The sequence below is a fragment of the Mesorhizobium sp. WSM4822 genome, from assembly GCF_055811155.1.
Genome location: NZ_JBVVQM010000005.1, coordinates 217,687 through 235,159, shown reverse-complemented (window position 1 = coordinate 235,159; position 17,473 = coordinate 217,687). Strand labels below are relative to the sequence as shown.

Annotated in this window: 19 protein-coding genes; 14 read left to right on the top strand and 5 right to left on the bottom strand. The window is 63.2% G+C overall.

The annotated features are described in order from the left end of the window. Positions 1-17 precede the first annotated feature (17 nt). Together otsB and AC0L3E_RS14225 are read left to right on the top strand one after the other, a co-directional pair. The gene (gene otsB / locus AC0L3E_RS14230; RefSeq protein ID WP_164873974.1) at positions 18-743 is read left to right on the top strand and encodes a trehalose-phosphatase; all 726 of its coding nucleotides are present in this window, start codon (positions 18-20) and stop codon (positions 741-743) included. A 60-nt stretch (positions 744-803) separates the two neighbouring features. Then, positions 804-1,052, top strand: coding sequence for a hypothetical protein (locus AC0L3E_RS14225; protein ID WP_128309095.1), 249 nt, complete (start codon positions 804-806; stop codon positions 1,050-1,052). A gap of 30 nt (positions 1,053-1,082) precedes the next feature. Here AC0L3E_RS14225 and AC0L3E_RS14220 read toward each other — a convergent pair whose 3' ends face one another. Both AC0L3E_RS14220 and AC0L3E_RS14215 read right to left on the bottom strand, forming a co-directional pair. Then, on the bottom strand, positions 1,083-1,805 hold the full coding sequence (locus tag AC0L3E_RS14220; RefSeq protein ID WP_128309094.1) for an SDR family oxidoreductase: 723 nt from the start codon (positions 1,803-1,805) through the stop codon (positions 1,083-1,085). Then, positions 1,802-2,647 (bottom strand): SDR family NAD(P)-dependent oxidoreductase, encoded by an 846-nt coding sequence (locus AC0L3E_RS14215; RefSeq protein WP_473604997.1) that lies wholly within the window; start codon positions 2,645-2,647, stop codon positions 1,802-1,804. The genes AC0L3E_RS14220 and AC0L3E_RS14215 overlap by 4 nt, the downstream gene beginning before the upstream one ends. 103 nt (positions 2,648-2,750) lie before the next feature. Here AC0L3E_RS14215 and AC0L3E_RS14210 point away from each other — a divergent pair, with 103 nt between their 5' ends. After that, a complete protein-coding gene (locus AC0L3E_RS14210; protein ID WP_128309821.1) occupies positions 2,751-3,638 on the top strand; it encodes a helix-turn-helix transcriptional regulator in 888 nt (295 codons plus the stop codon). Positions 3,639-3,911: 273 nt separating this feature from the next. Here AC0L3E_RS14210 and AC0L3E_RS14205 read toward each other — a convergent pair whose 3' ends face one another. Beyond that, complete coding sequence (locus AC0L3E_RS14205; protein WP_128309822.1) at positions 3,912-4,541, bottom strand: TetR family transcriptional regulator C-terminal domain-containing protein; 630 nt, start codon at positions 4,539-4,541, stop codon at positions 3,912-3,914. A gap of 227 nt (positions 4,542-4,768) precedes the next feature. Between AC0L3E_RS14205 and aptA the strand changes: the two genes are divergently transcribed. The 5 genes from aptA to hydA all read left to right on the top strand — a co-directional run bounded on the left by aptA (position 4,769) and on the right by hydA (position 9,833). After that, entirely contained in the window at positions 4,769-6,097 is a 1,329-nt protein-coding gene (aptA, locus tag AC0L3E_RS14200; protein ID WP_128309823.1) for an omega-aminotransferase AptA, read from the top strand. 139 nt (positions 6,098-6,236) lie between these two features. Then, positions 6,237-6,656: an endonuclease domain-containing protein gene (locus AC0L3E_RS14195; protein ID WP_473601268.1), complete on the top strand. Its 420-nt coding sequence runs from the start codon at positions 6,237-6,239 to the stop codon at positions 6,654-6,656. Between the two features lie 3 nt (positions 6,657-6,659). Then, positions 6,660-7,910 carry a Zn-dependent hydrolase gene (locus AC0L3E_RS14190; protein WP_128309930.1) on the top strand — a complete coding sequence of 417 codons (1,251 nt, stop codon included), beginning with the start codon at positions 6,660-6,662 and terminating at the stop codon, positions 7,908-7,910. Next, on the top strand, positions 7,907-8,347 hold the full coding sequence (locus AC0L3E_RS14185; RefSeq protein WP_473604996.1) for a contact-dependent growth inhibition system immunity protein: 441 nt from the start codon (positions 7,907-7,909) through the stop codon (positions 8,345-8,347). The genes AC0L3E_RS14190 and AC0L3E_RS14185 overlap by 4 nt, the downstream gene beginning before the upstream one ends. 34 nt (positions 8,348-8,381) lie before the next feature. Further along, the gene (hydA, locus tag AC0L3E_RS14180) at positions 8,382-9,833 is read left to right on the top strand and encodes a dihydropyrimidinase (RefSeq protein WP_128309932.1); all 1,452 of its coding nucleotides are present in this window, start codon (positions 8,382-8,384) and stop codon (positions 9,831-9,833) included. Between the two features lie 316 nt (positions 9,834-10,149). Here hydA and AC0L3E_RS14175 read toward each other — a convergent pair whose 3' ends face one another. Further along, positions 10,150-10,554: a cupin domain-containing protein gene (locus tag AC0L3E_RS14175; RefSeq protein WP_127270638.1), complete on the bottom strand. Its 405-nt coding sequence runs from the start codon at positions 10,552-10,554 to the stop codon at positions 10,150-10,152. A 142-nt stretch (positions 10,555-10,696) separates the two neighbouring features. Here AC0L3E_RS14175 and AC0L3E_RS14170 point away from each other — a divergent pair, with 142 nt between their 5' ends. The 4 genes from AC0L3E_RS14170 to AC0L3E_RS14155 all read left to right on the top strand — a co-directional run bounded on the left by AC0L3E_RS14170 (position 10,697) and on the right by AC0L3E_RS14155 (position 14,947). After that, positions 10,697-11,488 carry an ABC transporter ATP-binding protein gene (locus AC0L3E_RS14170; RefSeq protein WP_256746957.1) on the top strand — a complete coding sequence of 264 codons (792 nt, stop codon included), beginning with the start codon at positions 10,697-10,699 and terminating at the stop codon, positions 11,486-11,488. A gap of 417 nt (positions 11,489-11,905) precedes the next feature. Further along, the gene (locus tag AC0L3E_RS14165; RefSeq protein ID WP_127272550.1) at positions 11,906-12,784 is read left to right on the top strand and encodes an ABC transporter permease; all 879 of its coding nucleotides are present in this window, start codon (positions 11,906-11,908) and stop codon (positions 12,782-12,784) included. Further along, on the top strand, positions 12,781-13,935 hold the full coding sequence (locus AC0L3E_RS14160) for an ABC transporter permease (protein WP_128309542.1): 1,155 nt from the start codon (positions 12,781-12,783) through the stop codon (positions 13,933-13,935). Before AC0L3E_RS14165 ends, AC0L3E_RS14160 begins: the two co-directional genes overlap by 4 nt. A gap of 40 nt (positions 13,936-13,975) precedes the next feature. Continuing rightward, entirely contained in the window at positions 13,976-14,947 is a 972-nt protein-coding gene (locus AC0L3E_RS14155) for an ABC transporter substrate-binding protein (RefSeq protein WP_013894623.1), read from the top strand. Positions 14,948-14,992: 45 nt separating this feature from the next. Here AC0L3E_RS14155 and AC0L3E_RS14150 read toward each other — a convergent pair whose 3' ends face one another. Beyond that, entirely contained in the window at positions 14,993-15,451 is a 459-nt protein-coding gene (locus tag AC0L3E_RS14150) for an Lrp/AsnC family transcriptional regulator (protein WP_127322679.1), read from the bottom strand. A 125-nt stretch (positions 15,452-15,576) separates the two neighbouring features. On the opposite strand from AC0L3E_RS14150, the gene AC0L3E_RS14145 reads away from it, so the two are divergent. Then, entirely contained in the window at positions 15,577-16,860 is a 1,284-nt protein-coding gene (locus tag AC0L3E_RS14145) for a cystathionine gamma-synthase family protein (protein WP_473604995.1), read from the top strand. Between the two features lie 138 nt (positions 16,861-16,998). Then, positions 16,999-17,442 carry a CHRD domain-containing protein gene (locus AC0L3E_RS14140; RefSeq protein ID WP_473604994.1) on the top strand — a complete coding sequence of 148 codons (444 nt, stop codon included), beginning with the start codon at positions 16,999-17,001 and terminating at the stop codon, positions 17,440-17,442. Positions 17,443-17,473 lie beyond the last annotated feature (31 nt).

Sequence of the window (17,473 nt, the reverse complement as noted above, 5' to 3'; positions counted from 1 at the left end):
AAAAGCCGCAGGCCGACATGGAGAAACCGCAGCCTGTGCTGGCCGGCGAGTGGGCATTGTTCCTCGACATCGACGGCACGTTGCTGGAACATGCCGAGCACCCGGACGCAGTCTCGGTCAGCGACGAGCTTCGCTCCTTGCTGCAAGGCCTGGACCGCAAGCTGAACGGGGCGTTGGCGTTCATCACGGGCCGGTCCGTTTCGGCCGTCGACCATCTGTTTCAGCCTTTGAAACTACGCGCCGCCGGGCTCTATGGCCTGGAACATCGGCTCCTGCCGGACGACGACGTCGAAATCGCGGACGAGCCGGCGGATATCGCAGCCCTTGCCGACGAGATCGAGGCCGAGCTCGGTCGTGGGGCCTATATCGAGCGCAAGGGACGGGTGCTGGCCATCCACACGCGCGCCGCCCCGCATCTGCTTCCGCGCGCGACGCAGCTTGTCGAGCAGGCGCTGGCCGGCCTGCCAAAGGGCTACCGGGTGGTTGCCGGCAACGCCGGCGTGGAATTGCTGCCGCTGGAGGCGGCCAAGGGTGCCGCTATCCGGCGTTTCATGGAGATTGCGCCATTCGCAGGTCGCCGCCCGGTCTTCCTGGGCGACGACACGTCGGACGAAAACGGCTTCGAAACGATCAATGATGCCGGCGGCATATCGATACGGGTCAAACCACCGGCGCAAACCACCGCGCAGTACGGGCTGGCCGGCGTTGCCGAGACGCTGGCCTGGCTGAGAGGTCAACTCTAGGTCCAGCCGACGCAACCGTGATCGCGCCTCCTGGAAAGGACAAGGAAAGGAACGGTTTCGATGGGACGCTTTGCACAATTGGTTCGAGAGATCACCCCGAACTGGCTTCACGCTCGCTCCTCCCGCCATGAGATCGCCGACGTTTCACCGTCCGACGCGGACTACAGCTGGCAAGAGGCGATCGACAACAAGATGTATGGGGCGGATACATCTGACTATTCCCATGCGCCGGAAAAGCCTGTTTCGGCAAAACCGGCAGGCGACAGGCCCGCGGACGAGAACGACCGCGTTCCAAAGAAGGCCAATTAAGGTCCCGTCGGAGCCCGATAGTCGCTGTTCCTATGCCGCAAATCTCAGCCCGCCGTCGCAGGTCAGCACCTGGCCGGTCATGAAGCCGTTGGAGACGAGGAAGGCGATTGCGTCGGCCACGTCTTCGGCCCGACCGACGCGGCCGACCGGGGTCTTGCCGGCATAGTCGGCAAAGATCGTTTGCCTCTGCTCTTCGGCCAGAAAATCCCACCAGGGCGTGTCGATGACGCCCGGCGCCACGACATTGACGCGCAGCGGTTTCAGTTCCAGGGCCAGGATCGGCACCACAGTCAACAGCATGCCGTTGATGGCGGCGATACCGGCGACGCCGGGCGTCGCGAGCTGCGCCGACACCGCCGAGATGAAGGTGACCGATCCGGCCTTGTTGAGTGTCGGCAAGGCGGCCTGCAGGCAGGACAGCTGCGGGCGGACCTTTTCCTCGACGCCGCTGCCGATGTCGCTCAGGTCAAGCGTCGGGAAGGGGCCAAGGCCCTTGCCGCCGCTGGCCGCCAGCACCAGATGGTCGAAAGGTCCGAGGCTCTCGAAGAACCGGCGGACCTCATCCGGCTTCGCGGCGTCGAACGCAGCCTTCCCGGCAGCGCCGCCAAGGCTTTTCCAAGCGCTCTTCAGTTTGTCCTCGTTGCGCCCGGTGATGGTCACCTTCATGCCCGGGCCAAGCAGTTTTCGCGCCGTCGCCAGGCCGATGCCGGACGAGCCGCCGATGATGACGGTGTGTTCGATTGTCTGGGTCATGAATGGTCTTCCTTCGATGTGGGGGAGGCCGTGCCGATGAGATCAAGGCTCAAGGCTCGCAGACTTTGCCTTGCCTTGGCGTCATAGGCCTGGGTATCGGCGCGGGATTCCCGCAGGCCGTCGAAATAGAGGCCGCTTTTCCCGTCGAGCGCGGGTGAGGCGGCGAGGTTGAGGATGGCCTCGGCACCGGTCTCGACCGAGCTCCACGGCGTCACGCCTGCTTGCCGGACCATGGTGGTGTTCATATAGCTCGCCGGATGCAGCGCGTTGACGGTGACGCCGGTGCCTTTCAGCTGCTCCGCAAGGTCGACGGTGAACAGGATCTGCGCCAGCTTGCTCTGGCAATAGGCACGCACGCCGTCATAGGAGCGGGTCAGCATGACATCGCTGAAATCGATCGCCTGCTGCCCCGCAGAGGCGACATTGACGATGCGGGCCGGCGCACTCGCCTTCAGCAATGGCAAAAGCTCCGATGTCAGTAGGAAACCGGCGAGGTAGTTGATCGCGAAGCGTAGTTCGTAGCCGTCGGCGCTGACCTGCCTTTTGGCACCTTGGCCCGCTGTGCCGATTCCGGCATTGTTGATGAGGATGTCGAGCCGATCCGTCCGGGCGCGCACGGCTTCGGCAAGCCGCCGCACTTCGCCCAGCGAAGAGAGGTCGGCGACCAGAAGCTCCGCCCTGCCGCCGGCGGCTTCGATCCCGGTGACAACAGCCTTGCCGCGCGTCGCATCGCGGCCATGCACCAGCACACGGGCGCCCGCGGCGCCGAGCCGTTGCGCGACGACCCGGCCGACGCCATCGGTAGAGCCGGTGATGAGGATCGTCTTGTCTTTGAGTTCCATGTTCAGAGCCTCCGTTCTGTTGCTCTGAACCGAAGATGGGACAGTTGGCGCGGGCCAAACAGTTCAAACTTTATCCTGGTATCAATACTGCTATAATACCCGCATGGAGTCCCAACCCCACGCTGCCCCCACACATTCGGCTGAAGACAGCCGCCGGCGCGAACTCGGCGCCTTCCTGCGCTCGCGCCGCGAAAGGCTGACGCCCTCGGCCACCGGCATCGCCACCGGTCTCAGGCGGCGTACGCCGGGCTTGCGCCGCGAGGAGGTGGCGATGATCGCCGGTGTCGGCACCACCTGGTACACATGGCTGGAGCAGGGGCGGGAGGTCAGGCCCTCGGTCGAGGTGCTGACGGCACTTGCCGAAGCACTGCGCCTCGACGCCGCCGAAAAACAGCATCTGTTCATCCTCGCCGACCGCCAGCAGCCGGAGCGCCGTGCCGTGGCGCCGGAAAAAGTCGACGGCCCCTTGCTGCACATGCTGCAGAGCCTGGTGCTGCAGCCGGCCTATGTTGTCGGGCGGCGCTGGGATGTGCTGGCCTGGAACCCGGCTGCCGTCGCGGTGTTCGGCGACTATGGCTTGCTGGAGGGTGACGCCCGCAACATCGTCCACATGGTGTTCACGAGCCCGCACCACCGGCGCCTGCTGGTCGACTGGGAGCAACTGGCGCTCACCGTGCTGGCCTCCTTCCGGGCCGCGAGTGCGCGTTATGTCGGCGATCCGGATTTCGAGCGGCTGATCGAGTTGATGACGCGTTCGAGCCCCGAATTTCGCGCCTGGTGGCCGCAGCGCGATGTCGCGCACCGGTTGTCGGGGGTGAAGCATGTCCGGCACCCGAGCGCGGGCGCCATGACCTTCGAGCATATGAGCCTGTCGATCGGCGATGGCTCCGACATGAAGCTGATCGTCTACACGCCGCTCGCCGAGCAGAATTCGATCGCCAAGCTGCAGACGTTGCTGGACGCGCTGCCGGTTGAGCGGCGCAGCGCGTAACCCTCCACTTCGTCATCCCAGGGCGGAGCAGCCGCGAAGCGGCGTCGAGGAGACCCTGGGATCCATTCCGTGACATTGGTCGAAGGGTACAGCGGAGCAGAATTTGTACCGTTGCGGCGCGTTGAAGTCGCGGCATGGATTCTAGGGTCTGCGCCGCGTCGCTTCGCTCCTTGCTTCGCCCTAGAATGACGAAATCAATGTGCGCTTCGGCCAATCCCCACCGTCTGGGATAGCCCGACGACTGCCAAGTTGACCCAAGACGTGATCTCGCTGCTACCCCTTCGGCTTGAGGCCATCGAGGAACAACTGCTCGAGAAATCTTGCGGCATCCTCGAAGCGGCCGTCGCCGCCGCGGTTCGGCCCGAGCACGGCGCGGACCTGGACGTCGAAATCGGCATAATGCTGCGTCGTCGCCCAGATAGAGAAGATCAGGTGCCACGGGTCGGTCTTGGCGATCTTGCCGGCGCGCATCCAGCCCTTGATGACGGCGGCCTTCTCGTCGACCAGCGTCTTCAACTCGCCGGCCAGCAGCGGCATGATGCGCGGCGCGCCTTGCAGGATCTCGTTGGCGAACAGCCGGCTCTCGCGCGGAAAGTCGCGCGCCATCTCCAGCTTGCGCCTGATGTAGCTGCGCAATTCGGTGAGGGGATCGCCGATGTCATCGAGTTCACGCAGCGGCGCCAGCCAGGTGTCGAGCAGGCGCTGCATCAGCGTCTCGTGGATGTCTTCCTTGCGGCGGAAATAATAGAGCAGGTTCGGCTTCGACATGCCGGCGGCTTCGGCGATCTGGTCAATGGTCGAGCCACGAAAACCGTTGGTCGAGAAAACCTCGAGCGCCGCCTCCAGGATGAGTTCGCGCTTTTCCTGCTGGATGCGAGTGCGACGAGGGGCGTCCGTGGTCACCGTTGCCAGCCCTCGCGTTGAGGGTCATCTGGACCAATTCTCTGGACCAGTTTTTCCCTAGCCTGTGGAACGCACTTCAGGTGCCGCATTTCCGCTAGTAATCCCTTGACCGCCGACAGGGCGGTGCTAACGTTTGTCCAATCGGTCAAAAATTTGCGTAGCATGAAAACGCGGCAAAGACCAAGCGTTGGGCGCACCGAAACAAATTACAAGGGGAAGTCCTGGTCATGTCCAACCGGCTGAAAGTCACGCCGAACGATCTCAGCGCATTCTGGATGCCGTTCACGGCAAACCGGCAGTTCAAGCAGGCGCCGCGCATGATGGTGTCCGCCAAGGACATGCATTACATGACCAGCGACGGCCGCAAGGTTCTCGACGGCACCGCCGGCCTGTGGTGCGTCAATGCCGGCCACTGCCGTCCCAAGATCACCGAGGCGATCCAGCAGCAGGCCGCCGAGCTCGACTATGCGCCCGCCTTCCAGATGGGCCACCCGATCGTGTTCGAACTGGCCAACCGCCTGGTCGACCTCGCGCCCAAGGGCATGGACCATGTCTTCTTCACCAATTCCGGCTCGGAATCGGTCGAGACCGCGCTCAAGATGGCCATCGCCTATCATCGTGTGAAGGGCGAGGGCTCGCGCACCCGGCTGATCGGTCGCGAGCGCGGCTATCACGGCGTCAATTTCGGCGGCATCTCGGTCGGCGGCATCGTCACCAACCGCAAGATGTTCGGCACGCTGCTCGGCGGCGTCGACCATATGCCGCACACGCATCTGCCGGAAAAGAACGCCTTCACCAAGGGCGTGCCGGAGTATGGTGCGGAACTCGCCAACGAACTGGAGCGCATCGTCGCCCTGCACGACGCTTCCACCATCGCCGCTGTCATCGTCGAGCCGGTCGCCGGCTCTACCGGCGTCATCCTGCCGCCGAAGGGCTATCTCGAGAGGCTGCGCGAGATCTGCACCAAGCATGGCATCCTGTTGATCTTCGATGAGGTCATCACCGGTTTCGGCCGTCTCGGCACGCCGTTCGCCGCCGACTATTTCGGTGTCACGCCAGACATCATGACCACCGCCAAGGGCGTCTCCAACGGCGTCATCCCGATGGGCGCGGTGTTCGTCAAGAAGGAGATCCACGACGCCTTCATGACCGGCCCCGAGCACATGATCGAGTTCTTCCACGGCTACACCTATTCGGGCAACCCGATCGCCTGCGCGGCCGCACTCGGCACGCTCGACACCTACAAGGAAGAGGGCCTGCTGACCCGCGGCGAGGAGCTGGCGCCGTACTGGGAAGACGCGCTGCATTCGCTGAAAGGCGAGCCGAACGTCATCGATATCAGGAACATCGGCCTGATCGGCGCGATCGAGCTGGCGCCGATCGCCGGCCAGCCGACCAAGCGGGCCTTCTCGGCCTTCGTCAAGGCGTTCGAGCGCGGCGCGCTGATCCGCACCACCGGCGACATCATCGCGCTGTCGCCGCCGCTGATCATCACCAAGGGCCAGATCAACGAATTGATCGACCATGTCAGAGAAGTCTTGCGAGCGATAGATTGACGAACTGGACGCGGATATCCCTCCCCCTCGAGGGGAGGGTGGCCGCGAAGCGGTCGGGTGGGGTCGGTGCGACTGGGTGCCGACCTGATCTTTTGCTGCGTGGCCGCGTCTGATGCCCCGTACCCGCGTGAGCTTCGAAATGCGCCAGAAGGCGCGCGCGCTTCGAGTTCACGCGACCAAGGGCGAATCCCTTCTGTGGTATGAACTGCGGGAGTTGAAATCGGGAGGCATCAAGTTTCGCCGTCAGTGCCCGATTGGGCCTTATATCGTTGACTTCGTTTGCTTGGCGGTGAAGCTGATCGTTGAGGTCGACGGTGATCTGCACGAACACGAGAAGGGTAAACGGCACGATGCTGTTCGTGATGCCTATCTGCGCTCTCTCGGGTTTCACGTCTTCCGTGTTGACGAGCCCGATGTCATAAACAGCGCGTGGCATGTCGCGCAGATGGTCAAGGGGAAGGTTGAGCATATGTCAGCCGACCCCACCCGACCGCTTCGCGGCCACCCTCCCCTCGAGGGGGAGGGGGACGCCGGCGCCCCGCAATCGATGAGGTTTTAGAGCATGGCCGCACCCGGCGAGAATTTGCGAATCAATTCAGACCGTTTGTGGGATTCCATCATGGAGATGGCGAAGATTGGCCCCGGCATTGCCGGCGGTAACAATCGCCAGACCGTGACCGACGAAGACGGCGAAGGGCGGCATCTGTTCAAGCGCTGGTGCGATGCGGCCGGGCTCGAAATGGGCGTCGATGAAATGGGCACGATGTTTGCCCGCCGCGAAGGCACCGATCCCAGCCTGCCGCCGGTCTATGTCGGCAGCCATCTCGATACGCAGCCGACCGGCGGCAAGTACGACGGCGTGCTCGGCGTGCTCGGCGGGCTTGAAGTGGTGCGCTCGCTCAACGATCTCGGCATCAAGACCAAACATCCGATCGTCGTCACCAACTGGACGAACGAGGAGGGCTCGCGCTTTGCGCCGGCGATGATGGCGTCCGGCGTGTTCGCCGGCGTGCTCGACCAGGCCGATGTGTACGGGCATGTCGACAAGCAGGGCAAGAAATTCGGTGAGGAGCTCGAGCGCATCGGCTGGAAAGGCAGCGAGAAGGTCGGCGATCGCAAGATCCACGCCTTCTTCGAACTGCATATCGAACAGGGTCCGATCCTCGAGGACGAAGATATCGACATCGGGGTCGTCACTCATGGCCAGGGCCTTAAATGGCTGCAGGTGACGCTGACAGGCAAGGAAGCCCACACCGGCTCGACCCCGATGCCCAAGCGCCGCAATGCCGGGCTCGGCATGGCCCGGGTGATCGAACTGGTGCATGAGATCGCCATGGACTACCAGCCGGACGCCGTCGGCGCGGTCGGCCACATGGAGGTCTATCCTAACTCGCGCAACATCATCGCCGGCCGCACCGTCTTCACCATCGACATCCGCTCGCCGGAAAAGGAAGTGCTGGACGCCATGGACGGCCGCATCCGGGAAGGCATCGACACGATCTGCGATGCACTCGACATCCGTTACGAGATCGAACAGGTCGGCGCTTTCGATCCGGTGACCTTCGATGCCGGCTGCGTCAAGGCGATCCGCGATGCCGCCGACCGCCTCGGCTATTCCCATCGCAACATCGTCTCCGGCGCCGGCCACGACGCCTGCTGGATCAACCGCGTCGCGCCCACCGCCATGGTGATGTGTCCCTGCGTCGATGGCCTCAGCCACAACGAGGCGGAGGAGATCACCAAGGAATGGGCCTCGGCCGGGGCCGACGTTTTGTTCCACGCGGTGGTGGAGACGGCGGAGATCGTCGGGTGAGAGGTCGGCGCAATCTTGATGAGGACCGAACGCTCAACGTGCTGCTGGGCTGGAAGGCGGATCCACCTCCATATCCAACATCTCTTGTCGAACAGGCCAGCATTGCCTTGGCAACGTCGTTGCGGGATCTCACCAAGGATCAGGTGAGGCTCTTGGTCAGCCAGGGTTTCGGGCTGGAATATGTGGTTCCGAAAGCAATCTCCATCCTGATTGAAAACCCGCTGATAGGGGTGGCGTTCTACGACGGCGATCTGCTCATGAACTGCCTCAAGATTCCGCAAAAGTTCTGGATGGAGAACCAACACCTGTGGGTGGAGCTCGACGGGATCTTGCGGTCGCTTGATCAAACCGTTTCGGACATTGGCAAGCACCGGCCACAATTTGAGTCCGCGTGGGAAGCTTGGAACAGTCAGGGCGCGAGGTCGAAGAAAGCCTAGGCCTGCCAGCGCGAATTACAGGGGAACAAGAAAAATGACCAAAGTCATCAAGAACGGCACCGTCGTCACCGCCGACCGCACGTGGAAGGCCGATGTGCTGATGCAGCATGGCAAGATCGTCGCCATCGGCTCGGACCTGCATGGCGATCATGAGTTCGACGCCACCGGCTGCTACGTCATGCCAGGCGGCATCGACCCACACACCCATCTCGAAATGCCGTTCATGGGCACCTATTCGGCCGATGATTTCGAATCCGGCACGCGTGCAGCGCTTGCCGGCGGCACCACGATGGTGGTCGATTTTTGCCTGCCGGCGCCGCAGCAGTCGCTGCTCGAAGCCTTGCAGATGTGGGACAACAAGACCTCGAAGGCATCGTGCGACTATTCCTTCCACATGGCGATCACCTGGTGGGGCAAGCAGGTGTTCGACGAGATGGCCACTGTCGTCGACAAGGGCATCACGTCGTTCAAGCATTTCATGGCCTACAAGGGCGCGCTGATGGTCGACGACGACGAGATGTATGCGTCGTTCCAGCGCTGCGCCGATCTCGGCGCGCTGCCGCTGGTGCATGCCGAGAATGGCGATGTGGTCGCCGCCCTGTCGCAGAAGCTGCTGGCTGCCGGCAACAACGGCCCCGAGGGCCACGCCTATTCACGGCCGCCCGAAGTGGAAGGCGAGGCGACCAACCGCGCCATCATGATCGCCGACATGGCCGGCGTGCCGCTCTATGTCGTGCATGTCTCCTGCGAGCAGAGCCACGAAGCGATCCGTCGGGCGCGCCAGAAGGGCATGCGGGTGTTCGGAGAACCGCTGATCCAGCACCTGACGCTGGACGAGAGCGAGTATTTCGACAAGGACTGGGACCATGCGGCGCGCCGCGTGATGAGCCCGCCCTTCCGCAACAAATTGCACCAGGATTCGCTGTGGGCCGGCCTGCAGGCGGGCTCGCTGCAGGTGGTGGCGACCGATCATTGCGCTTTCACCACCAAGCAGAAGCGCAACGGCGTCGGCGATTTCACCAAGATCCCGAACGGCACCGGCGGGCTTGAAGACCGCATGCCGGTGCTGTGGACCACCGGCGTCAACACCGGTCGGCTGACGATGAACGAATTCGTCGCGGTGACCTCGACCAACATCGCCAAGATCCTCAACATGTATCCGAAGAAGGGCGCCATCGTAGAGGGCGCCGACGCCGACATCGTCGTCTGGGATCCCCAGCGCAAGAAGAAGATCACCTCGAAGAAGCAGCAATCTGTCATCGACTACAACGTGTTCGAAGGGTTCGAGGTGACCGGTCTGCCGCGGTTCGTGTTCTCGCGTGGCGAACTGTCGATCCAGGAGGCCGAGGTCAAGGCCAAGCCCGGTCATGGCGAGTTCGTTGGCCGCGAGCCGAATGCGGCGGTCAACCGGGCGCTGTCGACGTGGAAGGAAATCTCCGCGCCGCGCAAGGTGGAACGCACCGGCATCCCGGCGACCGGGGTTTGAGCTTGCGCGGCTCGAAGAACGCCAAGAAACGGATGATTGCCGACAAACACGGCGCCGCCTTTGGGGATGTGTCGCAGTGCCGATAATTGCCGAACTCGGCGCCGCCCCTCATCCGCCTGCCGGCACCTTCTCCCCGTATAGTGAGGGGGAGAAGGGAGATGAACGCAACCTCGCCCCCCTTTTTTGTAACGTCGGAGATTGGCGAAATCGTCCTTCTCCCCGTCACTATACGGGGAGAAGTGCCCGGCAGGGCGATGAGGGGCAGCGCAAACCTCGGGCAATTGACCGGTGGGATCCTAGCCCGTCGATACCGGCTTCAGGCGACCAGTGCATCCAGTTCCGGCAGCAGGACGACGCTTTCCTGTTCGTTGGGATCGGTGCGGGCAATGACGGCCGAAGACGGGGCGCTGCTCAGATTGGCCGGCAGATGCGGCACGCCGGCCGGAATGTAGAAGAGGTCGCCGGCCTTGACGACGATATGATGCTCGAGCCGGTCGCCGTACCAGGTGTGGACTTCGCCGGAGAGCACGTAGATCGCCGTCTCGTGGCTCTCATGCATATGCGCCTTGGCGCGTGCGCCGGGCGGCATGGTGAGCATGTGCATGCAGATGCCGGAGGCGCCGACGGTCTCGGCGGCGATGCCGGCGAAATAGGTCAATCCCTGCTTGCCTTCATAAGTGCTTTCAGGGCGGATAAGATGACAGGTGGGTTTGGGCGACATCGGGGAAACTCCGGGCGTCGATCGAGTGGGACAAGGTCAGTGGGACAGGGCCAAATGGGACAGGATAAGTGGAAAACAACATCGCGATAAAAGCAATCGGATTCCAGCCGCCGCAGGGACGGAAACAGGCAGGCGGCAGCCGATGACGGGGACTTCGCCAGCCGTCGTCGCGGCAAGCAAACTCGGACTGACCTTCCAGACCAATGACGGGCCGGTGCAGGCGCTGTCAAACGTCGATCTCACCATCGGCAAGGGGGAGTTCGTCTCCTTCATCGGCCCTTCGGGCTGCGGCAAGACCACGTTGCTGCGCGTCATCGCCGATCTGGAGAAGCCGACCTCGGGGACGATTTCGGTCAATGGCATGACAGCAGAGCAGGCGCGCGAGAAACGAGCCTATGGCTATGTCTTTCAGGCCGCCGCCCTGTTTCCGTGGCGCACCATCGAGCGCAATGTCGGGTTGCCACTCGAGATCATGGGCCTGTCCAGGGCGGAGCAGGGCGAGCGGATCAAGCGCACGCTCGATCTCGTCAACCTCTCAGGCTTCGAGAAGAAATATCCCTGGCAGCTCTCGGGCGGCATGCAGCAGCGTGCCTCGATCGCGCGTGCGCTGGCCTTCGACGCCGACCTGCTGCTGATGGACGAGCCGTTCGGTGCGCTGGACGAGATCGTGCGCGACCATCTCAACGAGCAATTGCTGGAATTGTGGGGACGCACCAACAAGACGATCTGCTTCGTCACCCACTCCATTCCGGAAGCCGTCTATCTGTCGACGCGTATCGTCGTCATGTCACCGCGGCCGGGCCGCGTCAGCGACATCATCGAATCGACACTGCCGAGAGAGCGGCCGCTCGACATCCGCGAGACGCCGGAGTTTCTGACGATCGCGGCGCGCGTGCGCGACGGGCTGCGGGCAGGACACAGCTATGATGATTGAGGGAGCAATCGACGGGCTCCCTCCTCTCCCCAACGGGGAGAGGGTGGCCGGAGCGAAGCGGAGGTCGGGTGAGGGGGCGGCCCACCGCGCCTTCGTCATCCCAGGGCACCGCGAGGCGGCGTTCGTAAAGGGAGCGGTCAACCACCCCTTCGTCATCCTAGGGCAGAGCAGGCGCGCAGCGGCCTGCGCAGACCCTAGGATCCATGCCGTGACGCCGGCCGAAAGGCGAAAACGGTTGAGAAAACAGGCCAAGCAGGGCGAGGCACAGGGAGCCTTGTTCCGCACCGTTGTGGAGCACAGAGGTAACGGCATGGATCCTAGGGTCTGCGCCGCGTCGCTTCGCTCCTTGCTTCGCCCTAGGATGACGAAGAATGGGTATGGCCGCTCTTTGCCGTTGGGCAAAGGGGAGCGCACCTAATGGACACCTTCCGCGACAAACTCATCCCCGTCACCTCGATCCTCGCTGGGGTGGTCGTGCTCTGGTATGTCTTCGCTGTCATCCTCAACGCGCCGTTCCAGCGCGATCTCGACCGTCGCGCCGGTGAGACCTCCACGTTCAGCGAACTCATCGGCAAGACGCTGTCGCAGCCGAAGCCGACATTGCCGGCGCCGCATCAGGTGGCGGTGAATTTCTTCGAGAACACCTTCCTGCGGCCTATCACCTCGAACCGCAGCCTGGTCTACAATGCCTGGGTGACGCTGTCGTCGACGCTGCTCGGCTTTGCCTTCGGCACCGCGCTCGGCATCATTATTGCGGTCGGCATTGTCCATGTGGCGACGCTCGACCGCAGCCTGATGCCGTGGATCATCGCCTCGCAGACCATTCCCATCCTGGCGGTGGCGCCGATGATCATCGTCGTGCTGGGGGCGATCGGCATCAGCGGCCTGATCCCGAAGGCGATGATCTCGACCTATCTGTCATTCTTCCCGGTGACCGTCGGCATGGTGAAGGGGCTGCGCTCACCCGAGATCATGCATCTCGACCTGATGCACACCTACAATGCCAGTCGTGCGCAAACCTTCTGGAGATTGCGCGTGCCGGCCTCGGTGCCGTTCCTGTTCACCTCGATGAAGGTGGCGGTGGCGGCAAGCCTGGTCGGCGCCATCGTCGGCGAACTGCCGACCGGTGCGGTCGCCGGCATCGGCGCCAAGCTGCTCGCCGGCGCCTATTACAGCCAGTCCATCGACATCTGGTCGGCGTTGGTTGCTGGGTCTGTGGTGGCAGCACTTCTGGTCATGGTTGTCGGCATTGCCGGGCGCCTCGTCGACCGCGCCATGGGCGGGAGGCCGGCATGAACTGGCTGAAACCCTCCTGGCAGGCGGTGTCGGCGATCGTGCTGTGCCTGATCGCGGTCGCGCTCGGCCCGATCGCCGCGCCGAAAGTCGATGCGCTGGCGCAGCCTGCAGGGACGTTGATATATCCCTATGTGGCGACGACTTGGCTGATCTTCGGCGTGCTGCTTCTCGCCGCTTTGATCTCGATGACCAGAATACCGTCCGTCGTCGAAGCGGTTGTGCTTTTCATCGGCGCGCATCTGGCCGCCTGGCTGCTGATTGGCGGCATCACCGGTTTCGAGGGCCTGGCACGGGCGCCCTATTTCCTGCTGCTCACGGGTGCCTGGCTGCTTGGCTGGCGCTGCGTCGCCGTCCTGTCGGGCCTTCGCCCGATGGCAAGCTGGGCGCGGACCGCGTTGCGCCTGATCATCCCGGCCATCTTCGGCGCCTGGATACTGATCATCTGGGAAGCGGTGACGCGCGGGGCCGGCATTCCCTTCATCCTGTTGCCGCCGCCAAGCGCAATCGGCGCGCGCATCGCCGGTTCGCTGCCGGTGCTCGGCGCGGATGTCCGGCAGACCATCTTCAAGGCGGTGATCTTCGGCTATGTGGTGGGCAGCGGCGCCGGCTTCATCACCGCAATCCTCGCCGACCGTGTGCCGTTCCTGCGGCGCGGGCTCTTGCCTATCGGCAACATGGTCTCGGCGCTGCCGATCATCGGCGTCGCCCCGATCATGGTGATGTGGTTCGGCTTCGACTGGCAGTCCAAGGCGGCTGTTGTCATCATCATGACTTTCTTCCCGATGCTGGTGAACACGGTCGCCGGTCTGGCCGCCTCCGGCCATATGGAGCGCGACCTGATGCGCACCTATGCGTCGGGCTACTGGCCGACGCTGCTGAAGCTCAGGCTGCCGGCCGCCGCTCCCTTCATCTTCAACGCGCTGAAGATCAACTCGACGCTGGCGCTGATCGGGGCCATCGTCGCCGAGTTCTTCGGCACGCCCGTCGTCGGCATGGGCTTCCGCATCTCGACCGAGGTCGGGCGGATGAACATCGACATGGTCTGGGCCGAAATCGCAGTTGCAGCACTTGCGGGTTCGGTCTTTTATGGCGTGGTCGCTCTTGTCGAAAGAGCCGTCACGTTTTGGCATCCCTCTGTCCGTGGTGGATAGGGGCGGTGGGTTTAGGGCACTAACTTCAGAGGGTAAAAAAATGAAAAGACTGATTATTCCCGTTCTGGCCGGCGCGATGTCGCTCGCCGCTTTCCAGGCAATGGCCGCCGACAAGGTGACGTTGCAGCTGAAATGGGTCACGCAGGCCCAGTTTGCCGGCTACTATGTCGCCAAGGCCAAGGGTTTCTATGAGGCCGAAGGTCTCGACGTCGACATCAAGCCGGGCGGTCCCGATATCGCGCCCGAGCAGGTGATCGCCGGTGGCGGCGCCGATGTCATCGTCGACTGGATGGGCGGTGCGCTGGCCGCCCGCGAAAAGGGTGTGCCGCTGGTCAACATCGCCCAGCCGTTCAAGAAGGCAGGCATGGAGCTGGTCTGCCCGAAGGACGGCCCGATCAAGACCGAAGCCGACTTCAAGGGTCACACACTAGGCGTCTGGTTCTTCGGCAACGAGTATCCGTTCTACGCCTGGATGAACAAGCTCGGCCTCAAGACAGACGGCGGCCCGGACGGCGTCACCGTCTTGAAGCAGAGCTTCGACGTGCAGCCCCTGATCCAGAAGCAGGCGGATTGTATCTCGGTCATGACCTACAACGAGTACTGGCAGTTGATCGACGCCGGCTACAAGCCCGAACAGCTAACCGTGTTCAACTACTCGGCCATGGGCAACGACCTGCTTGAGGACGGGCTCTATGCGTCCGAAGACAAGCTCAAGGACCCGGCCTTCGAAGACAAGATGGTGCGTTTCGTGCGCGCCTCGATGAAGGGCTGGAAATACGCCATTGACAACAATGACGAAGCCGCTGGCATCGTCATGGACGGCGGTGGCCAGGACGAGAACCACCAGAAGCGCATGATGAGCGAAGTCGCCAAGCTGATCGACAATGCCGACGGCAAGCTCGACCCGGCGACCTACGAGCGCACCGCCAAGGCGCTGCTCGACCAGAAGATCATCACCAAGGAGCCGACTGGCGCCTACACCACCGCCATCACCGACAAGGCGGTCAAGTAAGCCTACTGCGCATGATCTCGAGACGCGGCGCCTCCGGCAGAAATGTCAGAGGCGCCGTTCCTTTATGGTGTTCATGACGAAGCTGGTCTCGATCGAGGCGACGCATTTCAGCCGCGCGATCTTTTCCTTGATGAAGCGCTCGTACTGCTCAAGGCTTCCCGTCACCACTTTCAGCACATAGTCGCGCGAGCCGGTGACGAGGTGACATTCCAGCACCTCTTCCCAGCCGCGGATCGCGTCCTCGAACATGACGATCTCGTCTTCGTTCTGGCGGCTGAGCCGGATGGTGGCGATGGCGACCATGTTCCAGCCGAAGGCTGAGGGATCGACCAGCGTGGTGTAGCCTCTGATGACGCCGGTCTCCTCCAGCCGCCGCACCCGCCTCAGGCAGGGCGATGGCGACAGGCCGATCCGCTCGGCAAGCTCATTGTTGGTGATGCGGGCGTCGGCCTGCAGTTCACGCAGGATTTTCAGGTCGAAATCATCGGCTATCTTCTGCTGCACTTTCCGTCTCTCCGGGCAATTTGTTGCGGGAATGCAGCCATGAGAGCCCAAAAATAGCAAGGACTGGCGGAACGGGATCGCATAAATTGCCGTTCACTATGTCACTCGAACAGGCAGGAAAGCTCATGACCGCGCCACGCCCGTCGAAAACCCATATCGGCAACCACAAGCTCCACCCGGAGACGCTGATGCTGAGCTATGGCTTCGATCCGCAGCTTTCGGAGGGTGCGGTCAAGCCGCCGGTGTTCCTGACCTCGACCTTCGTGTTCAAGTCGGCGGAAGAAGGACGCGACTTCTTCGACTACACCTCCGGCCGCAAGGAGCCGCCGAGCGGCACGGCGTCGGGCCTGGTCTATTCGCGCTTCAACCATCCCAACAGCGAGATCGTCGAGGACCGGCTGGCGATCTATGAGGGGGCGGATGCCTGCATCCTGTTTTCATCCGGCATGTCGGCGATCGCCACCACGCTGCTCGCCTATATCAGGCCGGGCGACGTCATCCTTCATTCGCAGCCGCTTTACGGCGGCACCGAGACGCTGTTGACGCGCACGCTCTCCGGCTTCGGTATCGGCGCGGTCGGTTTCGCGGATGGCGTCGACGAGACGGCGGTGCGCACGGCCTCCGACGCCGCCGTCGCGAAGGGCCGCGTGTCGGTCATCCTGATCGAAACGCCGTCAAACCCGACCAACAGCCTGGTCGATATCGCGCTGATGCGGAAGATCGCCGACGAGATCGGCGCTAGCCAAGGGTCGACGCCGATCGTCGTGTGCGACAACACGCTGCTCGGCCCGGTTTTCCAGCGGCCCATCGAACATGGCGCCGACGTGTCCGTCTATTCGCTGACCAAATATGTCGGCGGCCATTCCGATCTCATCGCGGGCGCCGCCATGGGCAGCAAGGCGGTCACCAAGCCGATCAAGGCGCTGCGCGGCGCGATCGGCACGCAGCTCGACCCGCATTCCTGCTGGATGCTTGGCCGCTCGCTGGAGACGCTGTCGATCCGCATGGAGCGGGCCAACGACAATGCGCGCCTGGTCGCCGAATTCCTGCGCGACCATGCCAAGGTCGAGAAGGTGCATTACCTTCCGTTCCTGGGCGAGGAAACGCCGGCTGGCCGCACCTACAGGGCGCAATGCACTGGTGCCGGCTCGACCTTCTCCTTCGATATCAAGGGCGGCGAGAAGGCGGCTTTCGCCTTTCTCAACAACCTGCAGATCTTCAAGCTGGCGGTGAGCCTGGGCGGAACGGAATCCTTGGCCAGCCACCCCGCGGCCATGACCCATTCGGGCATACCCTTCGAGGTGCGCGAACGCATCGGCGTGCTGGAGACCACGGTCAGGTTGTCGATCGGCGTGGAGCACCCGGATGATCTGATCGCCGACCTGACGCAGGCGCTGGCAGCCGTCTGACGCCGCCGGTATCGCGCGGTCCATTAGTCTGCACGTAAGTGTTACTCGCGCGCAGCCATTCGCTCTTATAAGCCTTGTGCCGATACATCCGCGCGCCGGGGAGCCGTGGCTGGATGTCATCAGCAAACGGAGATTCTCATGCGTATCCAATCCTTGGCGCCGATGCTTTCGGCACTGGCCATCTCGGTGTCTTTCCTTACGGCAGCGCCGGCCCTGGCGGAGACGGTGAAGCTGAAAGCGACGCTCGACGGCGCCCAGCAGAACCCGCCGGTGACCACGAAAGGCAAGGGCACCGCAGCTCTTACCTTCGACACGGCCACGAAGAAACTCAGCTGGAACGTCAAGTATTCCGGCCTCAGCGGGCCGGCGACCGCCGGGCATATTCACGGCCCAGCCGCGATGGGTGAAAACGCCGGGGTGGCGATCCCGTTCAAGGACAAGCTCAAGAGCCCGATCAAAGGGTCGGTCGTGCTGACCGACGCGCAGGCCGCCGACCTGATGGCCGGCAAGGACTATGTCAACGTGCACACGGCAGCCAACAAGGACGGCGAAATCCGCGGACAGATCGAGACCGCCAAGTAGCGCAAGCCGCATGACAAAAAGGGGCGGGCGA